The 21,852-nt window shown below is 65.7% G+C and carries 24 protein-coding genes; 13 read left to right on the forward strand and 11 right to left on the reverse strand.

The window, feature by feature from the left end; all coding sequences use genetic code 11:
- Positions 1-23 precede the first annotated feature (23 nt).
- The 3 genes from QTH90_RS20485 to QTH90_RS20495 all read right to left on the reverse strand — a co-directional run bounded on the left by QTH90_RS20485 (position 24) and on the right by QTH90_RS20495 (position 2,142).
- Positions 24-398 carry a hypothetical protein gene (locus QTH90_RS20485; RefSeq protein ID WP_286666411.1) on the reverse strand — a complete coding sequence of 125 codons (375 nt, stop codon included), beginning with the start codon at positions 396-398 and terminating at the stop codon, positions 24-26.
- A 60-nt stretch (positions 399-458) separates the two neighbouring features.
- A complete protein-coding gene (locus tag QTH90_RS20490) occupies positions 459-623 on the reverse strand; it encodes a DUF1328 domain-containing protein (RefSeq protein WP_286666412.1) in 165 nt (54 codons plus the stop codon).
- A gap of 178 nt (positions 624-801) precedes the next feature.
- Positions 802-2,142 (reverse strand): CHASE3 domain-containing protein, encoded by a 1,341-nt coding sequence (locus QTH90_RS20495; RefSeq protein ID WP_286666413.1) that lies wholly within the window; start codon positions 2,140-2,142, stop codon positions 802-804.
- A gap of 106 nt (positions 2,143-2,248) precedes the next feature.
- On the opposite strand from QTH90_RS20495, the gene QTH90_RS20500 reads away from it, so the two are divergent.
- On the forward strand, positions 2,249-2,881 hold the full coding sequence (locus tag QTH90_RS20500) for a response regulator (protein WP_028249172.1): 633 nt from the start codon (positions 2,249-2,251) through the stop codon (positions 2,879-2,881).
- Positions 2,882-2,932: 51 nt separating this feature from the next.
- On the opposite strand, the gene QTH90_RS20505 is transcribed toward QTH90_RS20500, so the two are convergent.
- Positions 2,933-3,334, reverse strand: a complete 402-nt coding sequence (locus tag QTH90_RS20505; RefSeq protein ID WP_286666414.1) for a response regulator — start codon at positions 3,332-3,334, stop codon at positions 2,933-2,935.
- Positions 3,335-3,596: 262 nt separating this feature from the next.
- Here QTH90_RS20505 and QTH90_RS20510 point away from each other — a divergent pair, with 262 nt between their 5' ends.
- Positions 3,597-3,800 (forward strand): hypothetical protein, encoded by a 204-nt coding sequence (locus tag QTH90_RS20510; RefSeq protein WP_286666415.1) that lies wholly within the window; start codon positions 3,597-3,599, stop codon positions 3,798-3,800.
- Positions 3,801-3,815: 15 nt separating this feature from the next.
- Positions 3,816-5,852 (forward strand): AsmA family protein, encoded by a 2,037-nt coding sequence (locus tag QTH90_RS20515; protein ID WP_286666416.1) that lies wholly within the window; start codon positions 3,816-3,818, stop codon positions 5,850-5,852.
- On the opposite strand, the gene QTH90_RS20520 is transcribed toward QTH90_RS20515, so the two are convergent.
- The 3 genes from QTH90_RS20520 to gpmA form a co-directional block, all read right to left on the reverse strand.
- Positions 5,849-6,607: a HesA/MoeB/ThiF family protein gene (locus tag QTH90_RS20520; RefSeq protein ID WP_286666417.1), complete on the reverse strand. Its 759-nt coding sequence runs from the start codon at positions 6,605-6,607 to the stop codon at positions 5,849-5,851. The two genes, QTH90_RS20515 and QTH90_RS20520, sit on opposite strands and share 4 nt — an antisense overlap.
- A 130-nt stretch (positions 6,608-6,737) precedes the next feature.
- On the reverse strand, positions 6,738-8,180 hold the full coding sequence (locus tag QTH90_RS20525; protein WP_286666418.1) for a S41 family peptidase: 1,443 nt from the start codon (positions 8,178-8,180) through the stop codon (positions 6,738-6,740).
- Between the two features lie 98 nt (positions 8,181-8,278).
- Positions 8,279-9,022: a 2,3-diphosphoglycerate-dependent phosphoglycerate mutase gene (gene gpmA, locus QTH90_RS20530; RefSeq protein WP_286666419.1), complete on the reverse strand. Its 744-nt coding sequence runs from the start codon at positions 9,020-9,022 to the stop codon at positions 8,279-8,281.
- Positions 9,023-9,094: 72 nt separating this feature from the next.
- Between gpmA and QTH90_RS20535 the strand changes: the two genes are divergently transcribed.
- The 4 genes from QTH90_RS20535 (at position 9,095) to QTH90_RS20550 (ending at position 11,359) form a co-directional block, all read left to right on the forward strand.
- Positions 9,095-9,502 carry a rhodanese-like domain-containing protein gene (locus QTH90_RS20535; protein ID WP_286666420.1) on the forward strand — a complete coding sequence of 136 codons (408 nt, stop codon included), beginning with the start codon at positions 9,095-9,097 and terminating at the stop codon, positions 9,500-9,502.
- Positions 9,503-9,522: 20 nt separating this feature from the next.
- The gene (gene grxC / locus QTH90_RS20540) at positions 9,523-9,783 is read left to right on the forward strand and encodes a glutaredoxin 3 (RefSeq protein ID WP_286666421.1); all 261 of its coding nucleotides are present in this window, start codon (positions 9,523-9,525) and stop codon (positions 9,781-9,783) included.
- Between the two features lie 90 nt (positions 9,784-9,873).
- Positions 9,874-10,338 carry a protein-export chaperone SecB gene (secB, locus tag QTH90_RS20545; protein ID WP_286602051.1) on the forward strand — a complete coding sequence of 155 codons (465 nt, stop codon included), beginning with the start codon at positions 9,874-9,876 and terminating at the stop codon, positions 10,336-10,338.
- A 19-nt stretch (positions 10,339-10,357) separates the two neighbouring features.
- Positions 10,358-11,359: an NAD(P)H-dependent glycerol-3-phosphate dehydrogenase gene (locus tag QTH90_RS20550; protein WP_286666422.1), complete on the forward strand. Its 1,002-nt coding sequence runs from the start codon at positions 10,358-10,360 to the stop codon at positions 11,357-11,359.
- 21 nt (positions 11,360-11,380) lie between these two features.
- Here the strand turns inward: QTH90_RS20550 and QTH90_RS20555 are convergent, their stop codons facing one another.
- Together QTH90_RS20555 and QTH90_RS20560 are read right to left on the reverse strand one after the other, a co-directional pair.
- Positions 11,381-12,241, reverse strand: coding sequence for a segregation and condensation protein A (locus tag QTH90_RS20555; RefSeq protein WP_444814750.1), 861 nt, complete (start codon positions 12,239-12,241; stop codon positions 11,381-11,383).
- Positions 12,242-12,298: 57 nt separating this feature from the next.
- Positions 12,299-12,505: a DUF3460 family protein gene (locus QTH90_RS20560; protein ID WP_286666423.1), complete on the reverse strand. Its 207-nt coding sequence runs from the start codon at positions 12,503-12,505 to the stop codon at positions 12,299-12,301.
- Positions 12,506-12,610: 105 nt separating this feature from the next.
- On the opposite strand from QTH90_RS20560, the gene QTH90_RS20565 reads away from it, so the two are divergent.
- Together QTH90_RS20565 and QTH90_RS20570 are read left to right on the forward strand one after the other, a co-directional pair.
- A complete protein-coding gene (locus QTH90_RS20565) occupies positions 12,611-13,288 on the forward strand; it encodes a hypothetical protein (protein ID WP_286666424.1) in 678 nt (225 codons plus the stop codon).
- 72 nt (positions 13,289-13,360) lie between these two features.
- Entirely contained in the window at positions 13,361-13,861 is a 501-nt protein-coding gene (locus tag QTH90_RS20570) for an outer membrane protein assembly factor BamE (RefSeq protein WP_286666425.1), read from the forward strand.
- On the opposite strand, the gene prpR is transcribed toward QTH90_RS20570, so the two are convergent.
- Positions 13,858-15,774, reverse strand: a complete 1,917-nt coding sequence (gene prpR / locus QTH90_RS20575) for a propionate catabolism operon regulatory protein PrpR (protein WP_286666426.1) — start codon at positions 15,772-15,774, stop codon at positions 13,858-13,860. The two genes, QTH90_RS20570 and prpR, sit on opposite strands and share 4 nt — an antisense overlap.
- 174 nt (positions 15,775-15,948) lie before the next feature.
- On the opposite strand from prpR, the gene QTH90_RS20580 reads away from it, so the two are divergent.
- Genes QTH90_RS20580 through QTH90_RS20595 form a run of 4 tightly spaced genes read left to right on the forward strand, consistent with a single transcriptional unit; the run spans position 15,949 to position 20,153 of the window.
- Positions 15,949-17,145 carry a CaiB/BaiF CoA transferase family protein gene (locus QTH90_RS20580; protein WP_286666427.1) on the forward strand — a complete coding sequence of 399 codons (1,197 nt, stop codon included), beginning with the start codon at positions 15,949-15,951 and terminating at the stop codon, positions 17,143-17,145.
- 12 nt (positions 17,146-17,157) lie between these two features.
- Complete coding sequence (locus tag QTH90_RS20585; protein WP_286666428.1) at positions 17,158-18,093, forward strand: hydroxymethylglutaryl-CoA lyase; 936 nt, start codon at positions 17,158-17,160, stop codon at positions 18,091-18,093.
- 44 nt (positions 18,094-18,137) lie between these two features.
- Positions 18,138-19,118, forward strand: coding sequence for a tripartite tricarboxylate transporter substrate binding protein (locus tag QTH90_RS20590; protein ID WP_286666429.1), 981 nt, complete (start codon positions 18,138-18,140; stop codon positions 19,116-19,118).
- Between the two features lie 36 nt (positions 19,119-19,154).
- Complete coding sequence (locus QTH90_RS20595; RefSeq protein ID WP_286666430.1) at positions 19,155-20,153, forward strand: Bug family tripartite tricarboxylate transporter substrate binding protein; 999 nt, start codon at positions 19,155-19,157, stop codon at positions 20,151-20,153.
- 4 nt (positions 20,154-20,157) lie between these two features.
- On the opposite strand, the gene QTH90_RS20600 is transcribed toward QTH90_RS20595, so the two are convergent.
- Positions 20,158-21,843 carry a SulP family inorganic anion transporter gene (locus QTH90_RS20600; protein ID WP_286666431.1) on the reverse strand — a complete coding sequence of 562 codons (1,686 nt, stop codon included), beginning with the start codon at positions 21,841-21,843 and terminating at the stop codon, positions 20,158-20,160.
- Positions 21,844-21,852 lie beyond the last annotated feature (9 nt).

Consider the following 21,852-nt stretch of genomic DNA (forward strand, 5'->3'; position numbering starts at 1 on the left):
ACGGGGACGATCAGGCCATCAGATCAATAGTCATCCCGACGACGGCTGGCCAAGACGATCAGCGCCGTGATGGCGGCGCCAGCCGCGGCGGCCACGAGCACCGAGCGGACAGGTTGGTCGGCGATGTACTTGCCCGTGACGTCCGCAGCGGCCTCCAGCCGGCGCTGGGCACGAGCGCTGGTGGTCGAGGCGGCATCAATGCCGCGCTGGACGGCCTGCTGGACGCGAGCAGCGAGTTGCTCTACCGCAGGCTCTGCTTCGCGGCGGAGGTCGCGCACTTTTTCGCCCGCGGCGTTCACTGCGTTCTGCGCATAGGCGCGCGTCGTATCGATCGCGTCGTTCGCCGTCTGGCGTGCATCTTCAGCCAGCTGCGAGGGAGTCTTGGTGGTCGTGTTCATGAAATGGATCCTTCCAGGAGGTTTGGATTTGTTTGCGAGTGCCTGCTCATCGTAACGACGCTACCTGCGTCGCATCAAGCCCGCGATGAAACTGGCGAGGGCCAGGATCAGGAAGATCACGAACAGGATCTTCGCGATACCCACGGCGCTGGCGGCGATCCCGCCAAAGCCGAACAGCGCGGCGATCAAGGCAATGACCAGGAACACGACTGCGTAGTGCAACATGCTGAACTCCTTCAAAGGACGGCCTCGTTGAGATGAATACCAGCGCGTTCGGTTGGAGAACGGCCTGGGTTCCACGTTAAGAGGGCCGTCTCTCCCACCCTGTCAGCAGCAGCGGCCTGGGGGCGTAGGAGAGGGCCGAATCACCGCCGCCGTGGCGGGGAGGAAGGCGCAGAAGGGCTCAAGCGGGGCTGGACGGCAGGATGGCGCTCAGTTTCGTGCCCTGGCCCGCCGCCGACGAAACGGTCAGCTTGCCCTTGGCCGCTTCGACCCGATGCCGCATGCCCGCCAGGCCGTGCGTCGACGGGCGTGCGTGCTGCGTGTCGAAACCCTTGCCGTTGTCGGCCACTTCCACGACGACGTGGTTGCCGTAGTTCTTCATCACGATGCTGGCCTCGGAGGCCTGCGCATACTTGCTGATGTTGGTGAGGCTTTCCTGCACCATGCGATAGACGGTGAGCTGGTTCGATTCGTCCAGGACCACGGGTTCGAGCACCATCTCGATCTCCATGTTCGAGCGCTCGGCAAATTCGCGCCCGAGGATTTCGAGGGAAGCAACGAGTCCCAGGTTGGAGAGCGAAGACGGCCGCAGGTCTTCGATGATCCGGCGCTTGAGTGCGATGCCGCTGTTGAGAAGCTCGTTCAGATGCTGGAGCCGTTGCGTCGCATCGGGGGACTCGGACAGACGGGACTTCAGGCGTGCGACGTCGAGCTTGGCTGCGGTGAGCAAGGAGCCCAGCTCGTCGTGCAGCTCGCGGGCCAGGTAGCCACGCTCGGTTTCGCGCACCTGCTGGAGGTGGGTGGCGAGCTCGGCCAGCGTCGTGGTGCGCTCGCGCACCTCGTCTTCCAGTGCGTTGCGTTCACGCTCCAATGCCTTCTGCTGGCGCTCGCCGACGGAGCGCAGCGCATGGGTCTGCCTCAGGTAGAGGAAGAAGGCGGCCAGACCTGCCAGCGCCACGAGGCCGATGCCGATGCGCGCGAAGCGCAGGGATTTCGCGATCTGCAACTGTCCGCGCGTCAGTTCTTCGTTCCGGATCGCGATCAGATCGTTGATCTCATTGCGAATGGCTTCCATTTCTTCGCGACCCACGTCGGTCGTGATCACGAATTTCCATGCGTCTTCGTTGCCGTTCTGCCGCAAGCGGACGCTCATTTCCATCTCGGCGAGCTTGCGTGCCACGTGCTTCGCAAGCTGGCTCAGTTGCGCGAGTTCGTTCGGTCGGCCGGCATAGAGGATCTGGAGTGCAGCGAGGTGACCGTCCACCTGCTTGACTGCGTTGTCATAGGGCTCCCGATAGCGGGGTTCCCCTGTCAGCAGAAAGCCGCGCTGGCCCGTTTCTGCATCCAGGACGTTCTGGAGCATCAGATTGAGAACCATGCGCGCCCGTTGCGCGTCGCCGACTTCGGTGAGCGCCTGGGACGACTGTCGGTAGCCGGCTTCGTTGATGCCCACCAGCACCAGCGCTGCCAGCACGGCGAGCGTCAGGCCCAGGGCCATCTTCGGGAAAGCTAACCAGCGCATGAGGTTTCCGAGTAATGCCTAGGGTTCAAATTCGGGAATAATCGAAGCCGACCAGGGACCGGCATGGTGCGACGCAAAAGGCCGCGCGATACAACGAAGGTAACAGATGATCAAGATCGGAATTGTGGACGACCACGCCATCGTGCGCTCCGGCTTGCGCCAGTTTTTCTCTGAGCACGTCGACCTGCGCGTTGTAGGGGAAGCTGCCAGCGGCCGCGAAGCGATCGAACTCGTTCGCACGACTGAACTCGACGTCCTCGTGATGGACCTTTCCATGCCCGGGCAAAGCGGCATCGATGCACTCGCGATGATTCGCGCCAAGGCGCCGGATGTCGGCATCCTCATCCTGAGTGGCTATCCGGAAGAGCACTACGCGATGAACCTCATCCGTCAGGGCGCGAGCGGCTACCTCAACAAGGAATGCGATCCGATCGAAATCGTGAATGCGATTCGCACGATCTCGCTGGGCCGCCGCTACATCACGCCAGCGGTGGCGGAACTGCTGGCGCGCCAGCTCGACCGCAAGGACGATGCCGCGCCGCACGAACAGCTGTCCGAACGCGAGTTCCAGGTGTTCCTCAAGCTGGCGAAGGGCGAGACCGCGGGCGACATCGCCAAGACCCTGTCGTTGTCGGTCAAGACCGTGAGCACCTACCGCACGCGCCTCATGGAGAAGATGAACCTCTCCTCCAACAGCGACCTGACGTACTACGCGCTCAAGAACAAGCTGATTGATTGATGCTCGCCCCCAGACCGCGATCCGCAGTGTTCCGCGGGTGAGGGCGGATGGTCAGGTTCGGGTTGGGGACTGACGCAGGGCCGCCTGCTCGATGCAGTAATCGATGAGGCCGTCGATCTCGTTCGACTTGTCGAAGACGGCGTCCACGCCGAACTGGGCGCAGCGCTTCCGGATGTCGGGGGTCGCGTAATTGCTGAGCACCACGACTTTCTGGCTCGGGCGGCGGGACATGCAGGCCTGCAGGACACCGAGTCCACTGCCCTGCTTGAGGAAGAGGTCGACGATTGCCAATTCCCATTCGTCGCTGTTGTCGCTGAGCCACTGGCTGGCCTCGGCTTCCGTCTCGGCAAAGCCAATGGCCGAAATACACGTGAGCTCTTCCAGAGTGCCAACGAGATTCTCTCGGATCGTGACGTTGTCTTCGACGATATAGGTTTTCAATCGTGGGTCCATGAGAACCGCTTGCCCCCTTGGCGAGCATCTCGGCCACCTGGATTGCGCCAGGAAAGCTGTCGTTGCGAATGCTACTGATTATTGGCCGACATCATGCAGGGTTCCTGGAGCAGCGGCTGTAGGCTTGTTCTTACGTCCGAATGCGAACTTCGGACGTAGGCGCGCCCCCACAGTAACTGCGGCCTGCTACCGACCTGGCGGGCGGGACCGTGCCACTACGCTCGTCCACACGTTCACCGAACACCCGCCAGAAGGTACTGAAATGAATATCGTGTGGAGCTATGTCGCCACGGGCCTGCTGACCGTTTCCGCTGCTGCGGCGGTCGCGGGAGGAGAGCCTGCTACTGCCGAGTTGAGGCTCGTCGAAGCGGCCACCATGGCTGCGGCCGCCGGCATCTCGGCCGTCTGTTTTCTCGCTGCGCCCCAGGCCGTCACATCGGTCGGCAAGACGCCAGCGATCGACTGAAACGGGTCCGTCACCGTGGACGCGACTGCTGCACCCTCGCCGCGTCGCCCCGTCTGGTTCAGGGTCGCCGCGGTATTGCTCGGGCTGCTGGTTGCGCTCCTTCTGGTGATTGCATTCTTTCCGTGGGACCTCCTTCGTGAGCCGGTCAATCGCTATGTAAGCGAGCGAACCGGGCGCAAGTTCGAGATCACGCGCCACCTCGACGCAAGCCTCGGGTGGCGTCTTGCCACGGTCAAGCTCGACGGTGTCGAGTTCGCCAACCCCGCCTGGGCTCGGGACCCCTATCTGGTGCGCGCGGAGCGTGCCGAGTTCGACATCAGCTTCTGGAGGTTGCTCTCGGGCAAGGTCGTCCTTCCCAGATTGGCGCTGGATTCACCTTCGCTGGGCCTCCAGATGGAAGAGGATGGACGGCGCACCTGGGCTCTGGGCAAGGACACGTCCGATGAAGGGACCGTGCCGACCATCGGCCTGCTGCAGGTCGACGGCGGTTCGCTCGATTTCCTCGCCAAGCACCTGGAAGTGGACCTGCACGCCGATTTCACGTTCGACACCAGTCGCGGCGACATGCCGCTGAGCTACGAAATCAAGGGCCGCTACCGTCAACAGCCGCTCACGGCCGAAGGGCGTACCGGCAATGTGCTGCAACTCAACGCCGCAGGGCAGCCGCCGTTTCCGATCGAGATCAAGCTCTCGGCAGGCCACACCCGACTGAAGGCGGAGGGGACGGTCGTCGAACTTGCCAGTCTCGACGGTCTTGACGCCCAGTTCGACATGAGAGGGCAGAACCTCGGAAATCTCTATCCGGCGCTGGGCATCGCCTTGCCTCAGACGCCGCCTTACGCCCTCAGCGGGAATTTGCGCAAGCAGGCCTCCCTCTGGGAGGTGCGGGGCCTGAAGGGGCGCCTGGGGCTTTCCGACATCGGCGGAGACATGCAGTTCGACAAGTCGCAGAAGGTGCCGCACCTCGGCGGCACGCTGCGCTCGCGCGTGATGGACATGGATGACCTCGGCCCTCTCATCGGCTTGCCGCCGACAAGCCGCTCGGCCAACGCCGTGGAAGGTGTCGCGCCGCCGCCGACCATCACGCAGGTCAAGCGCGCGCAGCGCGATGCGGGCCGCAAGGTGCTTCCCGATGCCACGCTGGATTTCGAACGCCTGCGCGCCATGAATGCCGACGTGAAGTACACGGCGGACCGCATCCAGAACGTGCGCGAATTGCCGCTGGACAAGGGAAGCGTGCAGGTGAAGCTCAAGGACGGCGTCTTGACGCTCGACCCGCTCGCCCTCGGCATCGCCAGCGGCAAGGTGGCCGGCGCGATTCGCATCGACGCCACGCAGAATCCGGCAGACATTCGCGCATCGCTCGACGTCCGCGCCATGCAACTGAACCGGCTGATCCCCAAGGTCGAGACCTTGAAGACCAGCTTCGGCAAGCTCGACGGGCGAATCAATCTGTCCGGGCGCGGCAATTCGGTGGCGAGCTGGCTCGGCGGCGCCTCGGGCGACGTGGCGGCGATCACCGGCCGCGGCCAGTTCAGCAATCTGCTGCTGGAGTTCATGGGACTCGATGGGGGCGAGATCATCAAGTTCCTGCTGGAAGGCGACCATAACGTGACCTTGCGATGCGCGGCGGTGGCATTCGACGTCGAGAAGGGCGTGATGAACGGCCGCAGCCTGGTCTTCGACACCACGGACACCGTGTTCAACGCCACCGGCAACATCAACCTGGCGAACGAGACGATGGATATCGTGGTGCGGCAGCAGCCCAAGGACATGAGCATCCTGGCATTGCGTACGCCGCTGGTCGTTCGCGGCACCTTTGCGTCGCCCAAGGCGGGCGTCGAGGCCGGTCCGCTGGCGACACGCGGCGCAGCGGCCGTCGCGTTGGGTTTGATCAATCCGCTGCTCGCACTGGCCGCGACCATTGAAACCGGACCGGGCCAGGATGCCGACTGCCAGGAGGTTTTGGCCGAAGCGAAGCAGCCGAGTTCGCGCGCCGCGGCCGCGGGTGCCGCCAAGGCCAAGAAGCAGCCTGCGCAGAGCGGCGGTTAGTCGCCCGGGCGATGCCCGCAGACGCTGCAGCCGGGATCGCGTGCGACGCGCAGGGTGTCGAATGCCGTGCGGCGACCGTCGAACATGAGCAGGCTTCCTGCGAGCGAAGGTCCGATGCCCGCGAGCAGCTTCAATGCCTCGCTGGCCTGCAAGGTCCCGATGGTGCCGACAACGGGCGCAAAAACGCCGAGCACGGCACAGCGGGTTTCCTCGAAATTCGCGTCTGGCGGAAACAGGCAGGCATAGCAAGGCGATGCCGGGTCGCGCGTGTCGTAGACGCTCAACTGCCCGTCAAAGCGGATGGCCGCGCCGGCCACCAGTGGCTTGCCGAGCGTCACGCAGGCGCGATTGACCGCATGGCGCGTGGCGAAGTTGTCGCTGCAATCGATCACTACATCCGCCGCAGCGACCAACCGGGCGAGAAGCTCGCTGTCGGCCCGCAGCCGGTGCGTTTCGACCGCGATATCGGGATTGATTGCGCGCATCGCCTCGGCGGCCGAGTCGACCTTGGCCATTCCCACCCGGGCCGTGGTGTGCGCGACCTGGCGTTGCAGATTGGTCAGGTCGAGGTCGTCGTCATCGACCAGCGTGATGCGGCCCACCCCAGCCGCAGCAAGATACAGCACGACAGGCGACCCCAGACCCCCGACACCGATCACCAGCGCATGCGCCGCACTGACGCGCGCCTGGCCGTCAATGCCGAATTCTTCCAGGAGGATGTGGCGCGAGTAGCGCAGCAGATCGTCGTCGTCCATGCGTACCCGACTCGGCGAACCCTTCAAGAAACACCGTGGAACCGGCTCAGCCGGCCCACCGGTGTTGCCCCCGGGCAGGGGGTGGCGAATTACACGCAGCGAAGCGAAGTGAAAAGCCTGGGGGGCGAGCCTAGTTCTCTTTCTTCTCTTCCTTGTTGTCGACGATCACCTGCGTCTTGCTCACGAGGACCGGCTGGCCCTTGAGACGGTTGAACGCCTGCATCAGCGGGAAGTCCTGCGGAGTGCCGAATTCAGGCACCTTGCGATCCTGCGGCGGCTTCTTGGCTTCTTCCTCGAGGCGCTTGCGTGCTTCGTCGCGTGCCTTTTCGCGCTCGGGGTCCTTGTTTTCCGGACCCTGGCCGCTGGCGAGATGCTTCTCGAGGTCGGCTTCGCGCATGCGCAGCGCGGCAAAGGGGCTGCCTTCGGCGCTTTCGTCGACCAGCACGTTCGGAACGATGCCCTTGGCCTGGATCGAAGTGCCGCTCGGCGTGTAGTACCGCGCCGTCGTGATCTTCAGGCCAGTGTCCGGACCGAGCGGGCGCACGGTCTGCACCGAGCCCTTGCCGAAGGTCTGGCTGCCCATGACGGTCGCGCGCTTGTGGTCCTGCAGGGCGCCGGCGACGATTTCGCTGGCAGACGCGGAGCCTTCGTTGACGAGCACCACCAGCGGCACGGTCTTGAGCGCAGCCGGCAGGCCGCGCAGCGGGTCGCTGCCGGCACGGCGTTGGTAGAACTCCGGCGCAGCCTTGTAGACGGACTTGCTCTCGGCCAACTGGCCGTCGGTCGAGACGACGGTGACGTTTTCCGGCAGAAATGCCGCGGAAATCGCCACGGCGGCGTCGAGCAGGCCGCCCGGATCGTTGCGCAGGTCGAGCACGAGCCCCTTGAGGTTGGGCTCCTGTTTGTAGAGCTCCTCGACCTTCTTGACGAAATCGTCGACGGTGCGTTCCTGGAACTGCGACAGGCGGATCCAGCCGTAACCCGGCTCCATGATCTTGCCGCGAACCGATTGCGTGCGGATTTCCTCGCGCGTGATGGTCACGGGGAAGGTACGGTTCTCGTCCTTGCGGTAGATCGTGAGCAGCACCTTGGTGTTGGCTTCGCCGCGCATGCGCTTGACCGCTTCATTGAGCGAGAGACCACGCACGGCGGTGTCGTCGATCTTGGTGATCAGGTCGTTCGGCTTGAGGCCGGCACGGAAGGCCGGAGAGCCTTCGATCGGAGACACGACCTTGATCAGGCCGTCTTCCTGTGAAATCTCGATGCCCACGCCGACGAAGCGGCCGGTGGTGCCTTCGCGAAATTCCTTGAACGACTTCTTGTCGAAGTACTGCGAGTGCGGGTCGAGGCCGGCGACCATGCCTGAAATGGCATCGGAAATCAGCTTTTTCTCATCGACCGGTTCGACGTAGTCGCTCTTGACCATGCCGAAAACTGCAGCAAGCTGTTGCAGTTCTTCGAGCGGCAGAGGAGCCAGAGAGCCTCGTGCAACAGTTTGCAACGAGACGGTGGTCAGCGCGCCGGCAAAGGCGCCCGCGGCAACCCAGCCGGTGATCTTCAATTTCTGGCCCATGTGTAAGTGTCCTTGTCGCCTGTCAATCCAATATACAGGGCTTGGAAGCAAGTTGTCTGCCGTGGTTCCGCGAAACCAGTGATGAAGTCAGACTTTCGTTAACCCTTGCCTTGGGCGGCTACCGCGGCTACGGCCTTCTCGGCCGCATCGGCATCGCCGAGATAGTAGTGGCGCAATGGCTTGAGCTCGTCGTCCAGTTCGTAGACCAGCGGAATCCCGTTGGGGATGTTCAGGCTCACGATGGCGTCGTCGGAGATGCCGTCGAGGTACTTCACCAGGGCGCGGATCGAATTGCCGTGCGCGGCGACCACCAGACGGCGTCCGGCGCGGATGGCCGGCGCCATGGATTCGTTCCAGAAGGGCAGCACGCGCGCCACGGTGTCCTTGAGGCACTCGGTCAGCGGCACCTGCTCGGGCGCCAGCTTGGCATAGCGCACGTCGCCGCGCTCGCTGCGCGGATCGTTGGCTTCCAGGGGCGGCGGCGGCGTGTTGTAGCTCCGGCGCCAGACTAGAACCTGCTCATCACCGTACTTCTTGGCCGTTTCGGCCTTGTTGAGGCCCTGAAGGCCGCCGTAGTGGCGTTCGTTCAGCCGCCAGGAATGCACCACCGGCAGCCATGTGCGGTCGAGTTCATCGAGCGTGTGCCAGAGGGTGCGGGTGGCGCGCTTGAGCACGCTGGTGTAGGCCACGTCGAAGTCGTAGCCCTCGGCCTTGAGGAGCCGGCCGGCCTGCTTGGCCTGTTCGACACCGGTCGGTGTCAGGTCGACATCGGTCCAGCCGGTGAAGCGGTTTTCGAGATTCCAGGTCGATTCGCCGTGGCGGATCAGTACCAGTTTGTGCATGGGAGAGGCCTTTGGGAACGCGTGCGGAAAGCCGACATTCTAAAATCCGAGGTTTGCCACTCAAGGAATACCGTGAAATTCATCGTCGACAACTGGATGCTGATCCTGATTGCACTCAGCTCCGGCGGCATGCTGGCGTGGCCGATGGTGCGCGGCGCGAACGCCGGATCGCTCACGGCCCAGGGCGCAGTGCAGCTCATCAATCGCGAGCGCGCCGTGGTGGTCGACGTGCGTGAACCCGAGGAATTTGCCGCGGGCCACGTCACCGGCGCGAAGAACGTGCCGCTCGGCCAACTCGAGCAGAAGCTCGCCACCACGGTCAAGAACAAGTCGTTGCCATTGTTGCTCGTGTGCGCCACGGGCGCCCGCGCCCAGCGCGCGGTGGCGACTGCCAAGAAGCTCGGGTACGAACAGGCCCAAGCCGTCGCCGGCGGACTCAAATCCTGGAAAGACGCTAACCTGCCGGTTGAAAAGGCCTGAACTTCCCCGAGATACCCCCGATGCAAGCCGTCAAGATGTACACCACCGCCGTCTGCCCCTACTGCATTCGCGCGAAGCAAATCCTCAAGTCCAAGGGCGTGGAGCAGATCGAAGAGATCCGTATCGACAGCGACCCCAAGGCGCGTGCCACGATGATGGACATCACCCAGCGGCGCACCGTGCCGCAGATCTTCATCGGCGACACCCACGTCGGTGGCTGCGACGACCTGATCGCGCTCGACGGGCGCGGCGGGCTGATCCCTCTGCTGCAGAGCGCCTGACTTCCGCCGGGCGATAATCGCCGGCTACCTCCAGAAGCCCGCTCTGGGACATCCCGGGCGGGCATTGTTTTGACACTCGAAAGTTCAGCCATGGCCGACCAGCAAGCACAAGATCCCGTTTTCCAGATCCAGCGCGTCTACCTGAAAGACCTGTCGCTCGAACAGCCCAATTCCCCGGCCATCCTGCTCGAGCAGGAACAGCCTACCGTCGACATCCAGCTCGGCGTCGACGCCCAGCCGGTGACCGACGGCATCTTCGAAATCACCGTGTCGGCGACCGTGCAGACCAAGATCCAGGACAAGACCGTGTTCCTGGTCGAGGCCAAGCAAGCCGGCATCTTCGAAATCCGCAACCTGCCTGAAGACCAGATGGGCCCGATCCTCGGCATTGCCTGCCCGCAGATCGTCTACCCCTACCTGCGCGGCAACGTGGCCGACGTGATCCAGCGCGGCGGCTTCCCGCCCGTGCACCTGGCCGAGATCAACTTCCAGGCGATGTTCGAGCAGCAGCAGGCACAAGCCGCGGCGCAGACCTCGCCGATCATCACGCAGTAAACCGCAAGCGCACGCACCGATGAGAATCTGCGTGCTCGGCGCCGGTGCCTGGGGCACGGCGCTGGCGGTCAATGCGGCTGCCCGGCACACGGTCACCCTTTGGGGTCGTGACGCGGCCCAGGTCCAGGCCATGTCGGCATCGCGCGAAAACGCGCGCTACCTGCCCGGCGTTGCGTTTCCTCCCTCACTGAATCTCCTGGCAGGCGATGCGCTGGCCGAGGTGGCGCTTGCCGATCTGGTGATCGTTGCGACGCCGATGGCCGCCTTGCGAGAGCAACTCGGCAGGCTGCGAGACGTGGCCTGCCCGGTCGCCTGGCTGTCGAAGGGCGTCGAGCCGGCCATTGCCGATTCGGGCGAGGAAGGCTTGCTGGCCCACGAAATCCAGACGCGCGTGGCGCCCCGCCTGCTTGCGGGCGTGCTGAGCGGTCCCAGCTTTGCGTTGGAAGTGGCGCAGGGCCGGCCGACGGCGCTGGTCGCCGCGAGTTCGCATGCATCGGTGCGCGACGCGCTGGTCAGTGCCTTTCATGGCCCCGCGCTGCGCGTCTACGCCAACGAGGACATCGTCGGCGTGGAGATCGGCGGCGCGGTCAAGAACGTGCTGGCCATCGCGACAGGTCTCGCGGACGGCCTGGCGCTCGGCCTCAACGCACGTGCGGCACTGATCACGCGCGGCCTCGCCGAAATGACGCGACTTGGCGCGGCGCTGGGTGCGCGGCCGGACACCTTCATGGGTCTTTCGGGGCTGGGCGATCTTGTCCTCACCGCCACGGGCGATCTCTCCCGCAATCGCAAGGTCGGCTTGCTGCTGGCGCAGGGCCTCACGCTGGAGCAGGCGGTGAACTCGCTGGGCCACGTCGCCGAGGGTGTCTATTGCGCTCGCACGGTCGTGCAGCGCGCTCGGCATCTGGGCGTCGAGATGCCCATTGCGTCGAGCGTTGTCGCGTTGCTCGATGGGCGGGTGAGGCCGGCGGAAGCGGTTGCCGAACTGATGGGCCGCGAGCCCGGCGTCGAATCCGCCTGAGGCGGGTCCCCAGGACCGGCTTCAGGCTGGCGAATAGGCCAGCCGCACGTAGATCGGCGCGAAGGCTTCGGCCTGGGTGATATCGATCAGCGTCTCTTTCGCGAGTTCGAGCATCGCGATGAAGGTGACGATCAGCACCGGCGTGCCCCGCGTCACGTCGAAGAGCTTTTCGAACTCCACGAACTGGCGCCCCTGCAGGTGGCGCAGCACGATGCTCATGTGTTCGCGCACGCTGAGTTCCTCGCGCGAGATCTTGTGATGCTGCACGAGCTTGGCGCGCTTCATGATGTCGGCCCAGGCTTCGCGCAGGTCGACCACGTTCACGTCCGGGAAGCGCGGCTTGAGCGATTGTTCGATGTAGACCTGCGCCTTCCAGAAGTCGCGCCCGGCCTGCGGCATGGCGCTCAGCGAGGCGGCCTGCAGCTTGGTCTGTTCGTATTCGAGCAGGCGGCGGACCAGCTCGGCGCGCGGGTCTTCGGCTTCCTCGCCCTCGGCCGTCTTCTTGGGCGGCAGCAGCATGCGCGACTTGATCTCGATCAGCATCGCGGCCATGAGCAGGTATTCAGCCGCGAGCTCGAGGTTGGTCTGGCGGATCTCGTCGACGTAGCTGAGGTACTGCCGCGTCAGCCCCGCCATCGGGATATCGAGGATGTTGAAGTTCTGCTTGCGGATCAGGTAAAGCAGCAAGTCCAGCGGGCCTTCGAAGGCCTCCAGGAACACCTGGAGTGCCTCGGGCGGGATGTAAAGGTCGTTCGGCAGTGCGAACAGGGGCTCGCCGTAGAGTCGGGCGAGTGCGACCTGGTCGATCACATCGGGCATGCCGGCGACGATGGCAACGCCGTCGTCGGCGATGACTTCGTCCTGCGTGGAACGCTCGTCCATCGCGGCGCCATCGCCCTTCCGGCGGCTGCCGGAGCCCGGTACGGCCCGAATGGTCACTTACTTGACGCGGGTCTGGTAGACGTAGGGCTGCTGCGGCACCTTGGCTTCGCTGTACTCGCTGAGCAGGGTGCGGTCGAGGTGCTTGTCCCACAGAAGTGCGCGGCCCGCGCGCTGCTCGGCCTCCAGCGTCGGCTTTTTCTCCTTCATCTCCTCGATGAAGTTGGTGATTTCGGACGTGTAGTGGGGGCGAGCGAAGATGGACATGGCAGTGGGGGGACCTTTGGCGGGGATTTTACCGGGTGGAATCCGCCTTGAAGCGGTTATCGGCATGCGCTAGCGTGGCGGCACTCAACCACAAGGAGACTGCTCATGAAGCGCCGACACTCGATGTACTTCGTTGCAACCGCCGCCGCCGCCGCCGCCGTGCTGCTGGTCGCCTGCACCGGCATGGGATCTTCCACGCCGCAGAGCAAGACGAGCTTCTTCGTCACCAGCGCGAACCCGGGCAAGGGTGCCGACTTCGGTGGTCTGGCGGGCGCCGACCGCTATTGCCAGAGCCTGGCTGCAAGCGTTGGCGCGGGTGGTCGTACCTGGCGCGCATACCTGAGCACGAATGCTGCGGGCGGCAGCCCCGCGACGAATGCCCGCGATCGCATCGGCACCGGCCCCTGGTACAACGTCAAGGGCCAACTGATCGCGGCAAACGTCGACGAACTGCACGGCACCAACAAGCTCACCAAGCAGACGGCGCTGACCGAAAAAGGCGACATCGTCAGCGGCCGCGGCGACCCGGTCAATCAGCACGACATCCTGACCGGTTCGACGTCCGACGGCCGTGCTTCGGCCGACGCGAAGGACACCACTTGCGGCAACTGGACCAAGAGCGGCGACGGCTCGGCCATCGTCGGCCACCACGACCGCACCGGCCTGGACGAGAGTGCGCCCGCCAAATCGTGGAACTCCTCGCATGCCACCCAGGGCTGCAGCCTGGATGCGCTGAAGAAGACGGGTGGGGGCGGCCTGCTGTTCTGCTTTGCGCAGAACTGAAGCCGGCACCTGAACAGGTCGCCGGGAGGCGGCCTTAGACTCGGCGCCACTGACTGAATAGTGGAGGCGCACATGGCGCGATCGAGAACCCGTTGGCGCCTGGCGACCGCGCTGCTGGGCACCGTCTTCTGGCTCGCGGCCTGTGATGTGAAACGCATCAGTGAACTGGAGGAGGGCGTGTCCACCGAGGCCGACGTACGCGCACGTTTCGGCCAGCCGGAGAACATCTGGGATTCGCCGCAGGGGCGGGTGTTCGAATACAACCGCCAGCCCCAGGGCCAGAAGAACTACATGATCACCATCGGCGCCGACGGCAGGATGAGTGCCTTGCGCCAGGTGCTCACGCCGGAGAACTTCGACAAGGTGCGGCCCGGCATGCCGATGGAAGACTTGCGCAAGCTGCTGGGCAAGCCCGCCAGGCGCACGCCCTACCCGCTCAAGAACCAGACCGATTGGGAGTGGCGCTGGGTCCAGCCGCCGAACTCGCCCATGGTCTTCACGGCCACGCTCAATGACGATCAGCGCGTGGTGAGCGCCGCGTCATCGCCGGATCGCAGCACCGAGGCGAACTAGGGGCCGTCGACCTCGAACTCGCGCAGCCACCGCCACAAGGTCGAGCGGCTGACGCCCAGCTGTTTTGCGGCACGCTGCCGGTTGCCATCGGCCAGGCGCACGGCTTCCAGCACGCGCTCTCGCAATGGTTGTGTCCCTTGAGCATGCCGCTGGAAAAGCTCCGGGCAGTCGTGGCGCAGTTCGTCGTAGCGGATGTCCTCGATCCGGTCGAACTGCAGAAGGAACACCGCGACTCGTTCGCTGATGTTCTCCAGTTCGCGCACATTGCCGGGCCAGTCACAGGCAAGGAACTGGGGCAGCAGCGGTGCCAATGCGGCGCCGGCATCGATGCGCGAGCCCAGCCGATGCAGGCAACGCCCCACATGAGCCTTGGCGAGCACGGCGATGTCGTCGCCGCGTTCGCGCAGCGGCGGCAGCGACAGGCGCAGCGTGTTGATGCGGTAGTAGAGGTCCTGCCGGAAGCGCCGCGCTGCAATCATTTCTTCGAGCGGCTGGTGGGTGGCTGCGATCACGCGCACGTCGACCGGAATGGGCGCCGTGGCACCGAGCCGCGTGATCTCGCGTTCCTGCAGCACGCGCAGCAGGCGCGTCTGCAGCGACAGCGGCATGTCGCCGATCTCGTCCAGGAACAGCGTGCCCGTGTGGGCCGTCTCGAAGAGTCCGCGCTTGCCGCCGCGGCGTGAGCCGGTGAAGGCGCCTTCCTCGTGGCCGAACAGTTCGCTCTCCAGCAGCGTCTCCGGAAACGATGCGCAATTGACCGCAACGAAAGGCCGGTCGGCGCGCGCGCTGTCGTTGTGGATCGCCTGTGCGAAGAGTTCCTTGCCGACACCACTCTCGCCGGCGATCAGTACGCCGAGGTCGGTCTTCGCAAAGCGGCGCGCCGTGTGCACCGCGCGAAGGAACGCCGGGCTCTGGCCAACGAGGCTGCCGAAACCGTGCTTCGCGGCATTCTGGTGGCGACGCTGCTGCATGCGCAGGCTGGTGTCGGCCTCCTGGATCTTGCGCGCGTCGTACAGCGTGATGGCCGCACCCACGATCTCGCCATGCTCGCGGATGGGGGTGCGATTGGCGATCCAGTCGCGCCGCGCAAAGCGCTGCACCGCCGCCCGCTCTTCCGTGCCGGTGTCCAGCGTGGACTGGAGCGACAGCTCGGGCTCCACGAGGTCGAGGCGCTGTCCCAGCAGCGGTCGATGCGGCGTGCCCAGCAACTGCTGCATCGGCGGGTTGACCGCGATGATGCAGTTGTCGCGGTTCACGGCCAGCACGGCTTCCTGCAGGTTGTGCAGCACGCCGTTGAGCTGCTCGTAGCGGCCCGCCTCGAGCCGGGCCACGCGCGCCAGCTCGATGGCGTCCTCGAAGCCCTTGCGGATGCTCGCCAGCGAATAGGCCAGCAGCCCGTGCAGCCCGGCTTCCTCGGCCAGCTCGACCACAAGGCTCGATCCCACGATGACCTCGAAGCCGTCCCGGCGCAGCATCTCGAATTGCTGGCGCGCGTCGTCCGGCGTCTGGTAGGCGTGCTGCGTGATCTCGATATTGAGCAGGTCCTTCACCGCGTCCAGCTCGGGGATCGTCTGGCCGTACATCACCACGCCGACGCGGCTGGATATGCGGCGGGCCTTGATCAGGGCCTGCAGCAGATCGAAGCCGCCAAGCTGGATGGTGGCGACTGGTGCTTCGAGGCCCGCCCGCAGGATGCTGGCGTTCGAGCCGGCGCTGACAAAGGCGTCGACCGTGCCGCGCGCGATGCGATCGCGCGCGATCTCCAGCGCGCCGCCGAAGGTGCCGTCGACCACCTCGATGTCGGCGCGGCCGACGTATTCGGCGACCACAGGCATGGCGAATTCACGGATCTGCCGGTAGCTCAGAAAGCAGAGGCGGGGCAGGCGCGTTCGGTGGAATGACTGGGCGACCATGGGAGAGAGTATGTCTCATTGAAACAAAACAATGTTTCATGGATGTCTCATGGGACGAAATCCGAAAGAAGATGGTTGAATAAGTTGTTTGAAATCAATGGGTTACGCGATTGCGGCACCTTGGCACGACGCATGCGATGAGTAGAGCGAACACGTTCTACGGAGACATCGCCCTTGGCACTCGAACACATCACTGTGCTGGACCTGACCCACATGCTCTCGGGTCCCTACGGCACCATGCTTCTGGCCGACCTCGGCGCACGCACGATCAAGGTCGAACCGCCCGGCACCGGCGAGGGCACGCGCCGGCTGCTCGAAAACGACCCGGACTACGCCCGCGACGGCATGGGCGCCTACTACCTGACGCTCAACCGCAACAAGGAGAGCGTCTGCGTCGACCTCAAGAGCGAAGCCGGCAAGGCCGTGTTCCTCGACCTCGTGCGGCACGCCGACGTGGTGTTCGACAACTTCAGTGTCGGCGTGACCGCGCGGCTGGGCATCGACTACGAGTCGCTGTCGCAGGTCAACTCGCGCATCGTCACCTGCTCGGTCACCGGCTTCGGCCAGAGCGGCCCCGAGACGCACCGGCCGGCCTTCGACCAGGTGGTGCAGGCGATGGGCGGCGGCATGTCGATCACCGGCACGCCCGAGACCGGACCGACGCGCAGCGGCATTCCGATCGGCGACCTGGGCGGCGGCATGTTCGGCGCGATGGGCGTGCTCGCGGCGCTCGCCGAGCGCGAACGCACCGGCCGCGGCCAGCACGTGGACATCTCCATGCTCGACGCGCAGATCTCGCTGCTCAACTACATGGCGACCATGCACCTGATGTCCGGCCACGTGCCCGCCGGCATCGGCAACGGGCACTTCGTGCATGTGCCCTACAACAGCTACCCGACGGCCGACGGCCACATCATCATCGCGTGCATCGGCGATGCCTTCTTCGAGCGCTTCGTCGAGTTCATCGACCTGCCGGCGCTGCGCAAGCCCGAGTACCTCCAGCAACCGGTGCGCTACGCGGCGAAGGCCGAGATCGACGCCATCGTCGGCGCCGAACTGCGCAAGCAGCCGACCGCCTACTGGCTGGAGCGCCTGCGCGCCGCGCGTATTCCGTGCGGGCCGGTCAACAACTTCGAGCAGGCGCTCAACGACGTGCAGGTGCGCGCACGCGACATGGTGGTCGAGGTGCCGCTCAAGACCGGCGAGAGGCTGCGCATGCCGGGCAATCCGATCAAGCTCTCCGCGGCGACTCCCAAGGCCTACACCTGTCCGCCCGCGTTGGGCGAGCACACGCGCAGCGTGCTGGCCGACCTGGCCGGCTACTCGCCCGAACAGCTCGAACAGCTCCGGCGCGACGGCGCGATCGCATAGGGCCCGCACACCATGGAACGAATCCACATCACCGATGTCTCCCCGCGCGACGGGTTGCAGAACCAGCAGGTGCAGGTGTCGACCGCGGACAAGCTGGAGCTGATCCGCCTGCTGGCCGCCGCGGGCGTGCAGAGCGTGGAGGCCACGAGCTTCGTGTCGCCCAAGGCCGTGCCGCAGATGGCCGATGCCGGCGAACTGGTTGCCCGGTTGAATGCCGCCGCCCTGCCGGGCCTGCGCAGTTCCGTGCTCGTGCCGAACCTCAAGGGGCTGGAGCGCGCGCACGCGGCCGGCGCCCGTGAGATCGCGGTCGTGCTCTCTGCCACGGAGACCATGAACCGCAAGAACATCAACATGGGGCTGCAGGAAGCCACCGAGGTGAGCGCGCAGACCCTGGCCGAAGCGCAGCGCCTCGGCATGCGCACGCGCGCCTATGTGGCGGTGGCCTTCGATTGCCCCTTCGAGGGCGAGACGCCGCTCTCCGAGGTGGTGCGTCTGGCCGCGCGCATGCGCGAGGAGGGCGCCGGCGAAATCGTGATTGCCGACACCATCGGCTCGGCCTCGCCCGGGCAGGTGAAGGCGCGGCTTGGCGCCTTGCGCGAAGTGGTGCCCGTGGCGCAGCTCGCCGTGCATTTCCATGACACGCGCGGCATGGGCGTTGCCAACGCCTGGGCCGCATTGGAGGCCGGTGTGCGCCGCTTCGATGCCAGTGTCGGCGGCATCGGCGGCTGCCCCTTCGCGCCCGGCGCCGCCGGCAATGTCGCGACCGAGGACCTGGTGCTCATGGCAGAGCGCAGCGGCTTCTCGACGGGCATCTCGATCGACGGCCTGCTCGACGCGGTGGACTTCGCCGAAGCGCAGCTGCAGCGCGCGCTGGGCGGGCGCGCCATCACCTGGCTGCGACGCCAGCGCGAAAAGGAGCGAGGGACGCAAGCCGCCCGGACAGCCTGAATACGCCGCCGCACGAACACAGATTCCAACGAAAGAGACAACCCATGACGAGCTCCCTCATCACCTTCGCACGCCGCGCGGCCCTCGCGGCTCTGGCATCGATCGCCGCCACCTCCGCGTGGTCGCAAGCCGCGGACGCGAAGTTCCCGAGCAAACCCGTCACGCTGGTGGTGCCCTACGCGGCGGGCGGCGGCACCGACATCGTCGGCCGCCTGATGGCGCAGAAGCTGTCGGAACTCTGGGGCCAATCGGTCGTCGTCGACAACCGCACCGGCGCCAACGGCGTCATCGGGTCCAGCCATGTCGCCAAGTCCGCGCCCGACGGGCACACGCTGCTGCTGGTGGTCGGTTCACATGCCATCAACCCGGTGCTCATGAAGAGCATGCCCTACGACACCATCAACGCCTTCACGCCGATCACCAACATCGCGAGTTCGCCGATGGTGCTGGTGGTGGCCGCCAAGGGGCCCTACAAGACGCTGAACGACGTGGTCAAGGCGGCTCGCACCGAGGAACTGGCGGTGGGCTATTCCGAAGGCCAGACGCGGCTGACCGGCGAACTCATCCGCCAGGCCGGCGACCTGAAGATGACCGGCATCCCGTACAAGGGCGGCGCGCCGATCATGGTCGACATCATCGGCGGCCATTTGCCACTCGGCGTGACCAGCGTGCTCACCGCGCTGCCGCACGTGCAGTCGGGCGCGCTGCGCGTGGTGGGCGTGGCGGCAGACCAGCGCATGGCCATCTTCCCTGACGCGATGACCTTCAAGGAGGTCGGCCTGAAAGGCGTCGAATCGCTCAGCTGGTACGGCCTCTTCGGCCCCGCCGGCATGTCGTCCGCGGTCGTCGCGCAGATCAACCAGGACCTGAAGAAGGTCACGGCCGACCCTTCCGTCGTCAAGCAGATGCAGGCCCAGGGCGCGCAACTGGTGCTGACGCCGCCGGCCGAGTTCCGCAAGTTCCTGGCGGGCGAGACGGAGAAATGGGCACTGGTCGCACAGCGCGGCGGCATCAAGCCCGAGTAAGCACAGAGTTCCACAACCAGAAAAACGGAGACACCCATGCCATTGAATTTCGACCGGACGACGCTACGCCGATTCTTCGCGCCGACGCTGTTGACGCTGGCGGCCATCGGCGCGACAGCGCCCGCAGCGGCCGACGACTACCCGAGCAAGCCGATCCGCCTCATCGTTCCCTTCGCGCCCGGCGGCGTCACCGACACCGGCGCGCGCGTGGTGGCCGAACGGCTCGGCCAGCGCCTGGGCCAGCAGGTGGTGGTCGACAACCGGCCCGGCGCCTCGGGCAACATCGGCACGCAGATGGCCGCCACCGCGGCGCCCGACGGCTACACGCTGGTGGTCGGCTTCGATGGCACGCTGGTCATCAATCCGCACGTCTACGGCAAGGTGCCCTTCGACCCTGTGAAGGACTTCGCGCCAGTCAGCAAGATCGGCGATGCGGCGCTCATCATCGTGACGCACCCGTCGGTGCCTGTGAAGACCTTCGACGAACTGGTGGCCTATTCCAAGTCCCACCCCGGCGGCGTGTCCTACGGCAGCGCCGGAACCGGCAGCACGCCCCATCTCGCGGGCGAACTGCTGAAGATGCGCACCGGCGCCAATTTCGTCCATGTGCCCTACAAGGGCGGCGGCCAGGCCATGGCCGACGTCGTGGGCGGCACACTGCCGATGCTCTACACGGCCGTGGCCGGCGCCTATCCATTCATCCAGAAAGGGCAGATCAACGCGATTGCGGTGTCGAGCAGCAAGCGCCTGCCGTCGCTGCCCAAGGTGCCCACCGTCTCCGAGGCGGGCGTGCCGGGCTTCGAGTCCAGTTCGTGGATCGGCATCCTCGCGCCGGCGAAGACGCCGCAGCCGATCGTCGACAAGCTGCAGCGCGAACTCCACGCGGTCGTCCAGTCGCCGGACATCAAGGAGCGGCTGGCGTCGCTGGGCATCACCGCATCGGGCAACACACCGGCCGAGTTCGGCCAGCAGATCCAGTCGGACCTGAAGCGCTACGCGGAAATCGTCCGGACGGCCAACATCAAGGTGGATTGAGACTTCAGACGCCGTGCGCGGCCGCGTCGGGCACACCACCCGATGTGAGCTCTGCCGCGAAGCCCGAACGCACGATCAACTCGAGCGGCTGCGGCTGCAGCGACTCGATGCGTAGCACCCCATCGCGCGACAGCACGGCCTTGTGCACCTGGCGCAGCGCATCGAGCCCGGTCGCGTCCAGCGAGATCAGGTGCATCGCATCGAGCACCACTGTCATGCCGCGCGGCGCGCGTTCGACCGCCTGTACCGTCGCGTCCAGCTTGGCCGCGGCGCCGAAGAACAAGGCGCCGAAGAGCCTGAAGGTCAGCACCGGCGGTTCCAGCGACACCATCTCGACGCTGAACAGCGTGCTCATCCGCCGGACAAAGAGGGCGCACGCCAGCACGATGCCCACCTGCACCGCCACGGTGAGGTCGAACACGACGGTGAGGAAGAAGGTGCCCAGCATCAGCAGCCGGTAGTGCTGGCTGAAGCGCCGCAGCATGTACGGCGAGAACTCGCGCCACTCGCCCATGTTCCAGGCCACGAACACGAGGATGCCCGCCAGCACCGCGAGCGGCACGTGCTGCGCGAGCGGAGCGGCGACCAGCACGACCACCATCAGTGTGAGCGAGTGCACGATACCCGCGATGGGTGAACTCGCGCCTGCCCGCAGGTTGGTGATGGTCCGCGCGATCGTGCCGGTCGCCGGCATGCCGCCGAAGAAGGGAGTGACCGCATTGGCGATGCCTTGTGCCATCAGCTCCTGATTCGGATCGTGCCGCGGCAGCCCGCTGACCTGATCGGCGACGCGAGCGCACAACAGCGATTCGATCGCGCCGAGCAGCGCGATGGTGAGGGTTGGCGTCACCAGTTGCTTGACAGTCTCCCAGGTGAAATCGGGCAGCGCGAACGCCGGCACGCCGCTGGGGATGCCGCCGAAGCGCGTGCCGATGGTCTCGACGGGCAGGCTGAAGCCCCACGACACCAGCGTCAGCGTGACCAGCGCGACGATGGGCCCCGGCACGCGCGACCCGGCTCGCGCGGCGCGCGTATCGGCCATGCGCCCCAACACGAAATGCACGGCGTGGCCGAAGCGCGTCTTGTCGTGCAGCAGGTGCGGCCACGCGAACAGGCCGACGAGGCAGGCGAGGCCAAGCCCGAAGGCATAGGGATTGAAGCTGCCGAGGTTCGTCGCCAGCGTGTGGATCTGCGAGAACATGTCGGCCGGCATCTTCGCGATCGAAAGGCCGAGCCAGTCCTTGATCTGCGAAATCAGGATCAGTGTCGCAATGCCGTTGGTGAAGCCGATGACGATCGACACCGGCACATAGCGCACGAGCGTGCCCAAGCGGAACAGCCCCATCAGGAAGAGCAGCACGCCGGCGCAGGCAGTGGCGATCAGCAGGTTCGCGACGCCGTAGCGCTCGACGATGCCGTAGACGATCACGATGAAGGCGCCAGCCGGGCCGCCGATCTGCACCGCCGAACCGCCGAGCGCCGCGATCAGCAAGCCCGCGATGATGGCCGTCCAGATGCCTGCCTCGGGCTTGAGCCCCGAGGCGATTGCGAAGGCCATCGCCAGGGGCAGCGCCACGATGCCCACCGTGGCACCCGCGCCGAGGTCCTTGAAGAAGCGTTCCTGGTTGTAGCCCGCGAGGGCGTCGATGAGCCGGGGACGGAAGCTCGCCAGCTTCAGGGGAGAGGTCATGGGCGCTAT

It is taken from the genome of Variovorax flavidus, assembly GCF_030317145.1.
Classification (GTDB): Bacteria; Pseudomonadota; Gammaproteobacteria; order Burkholderiales; family Burkholderiaceae_C; genus Variovorax; species Variovorax flavidus.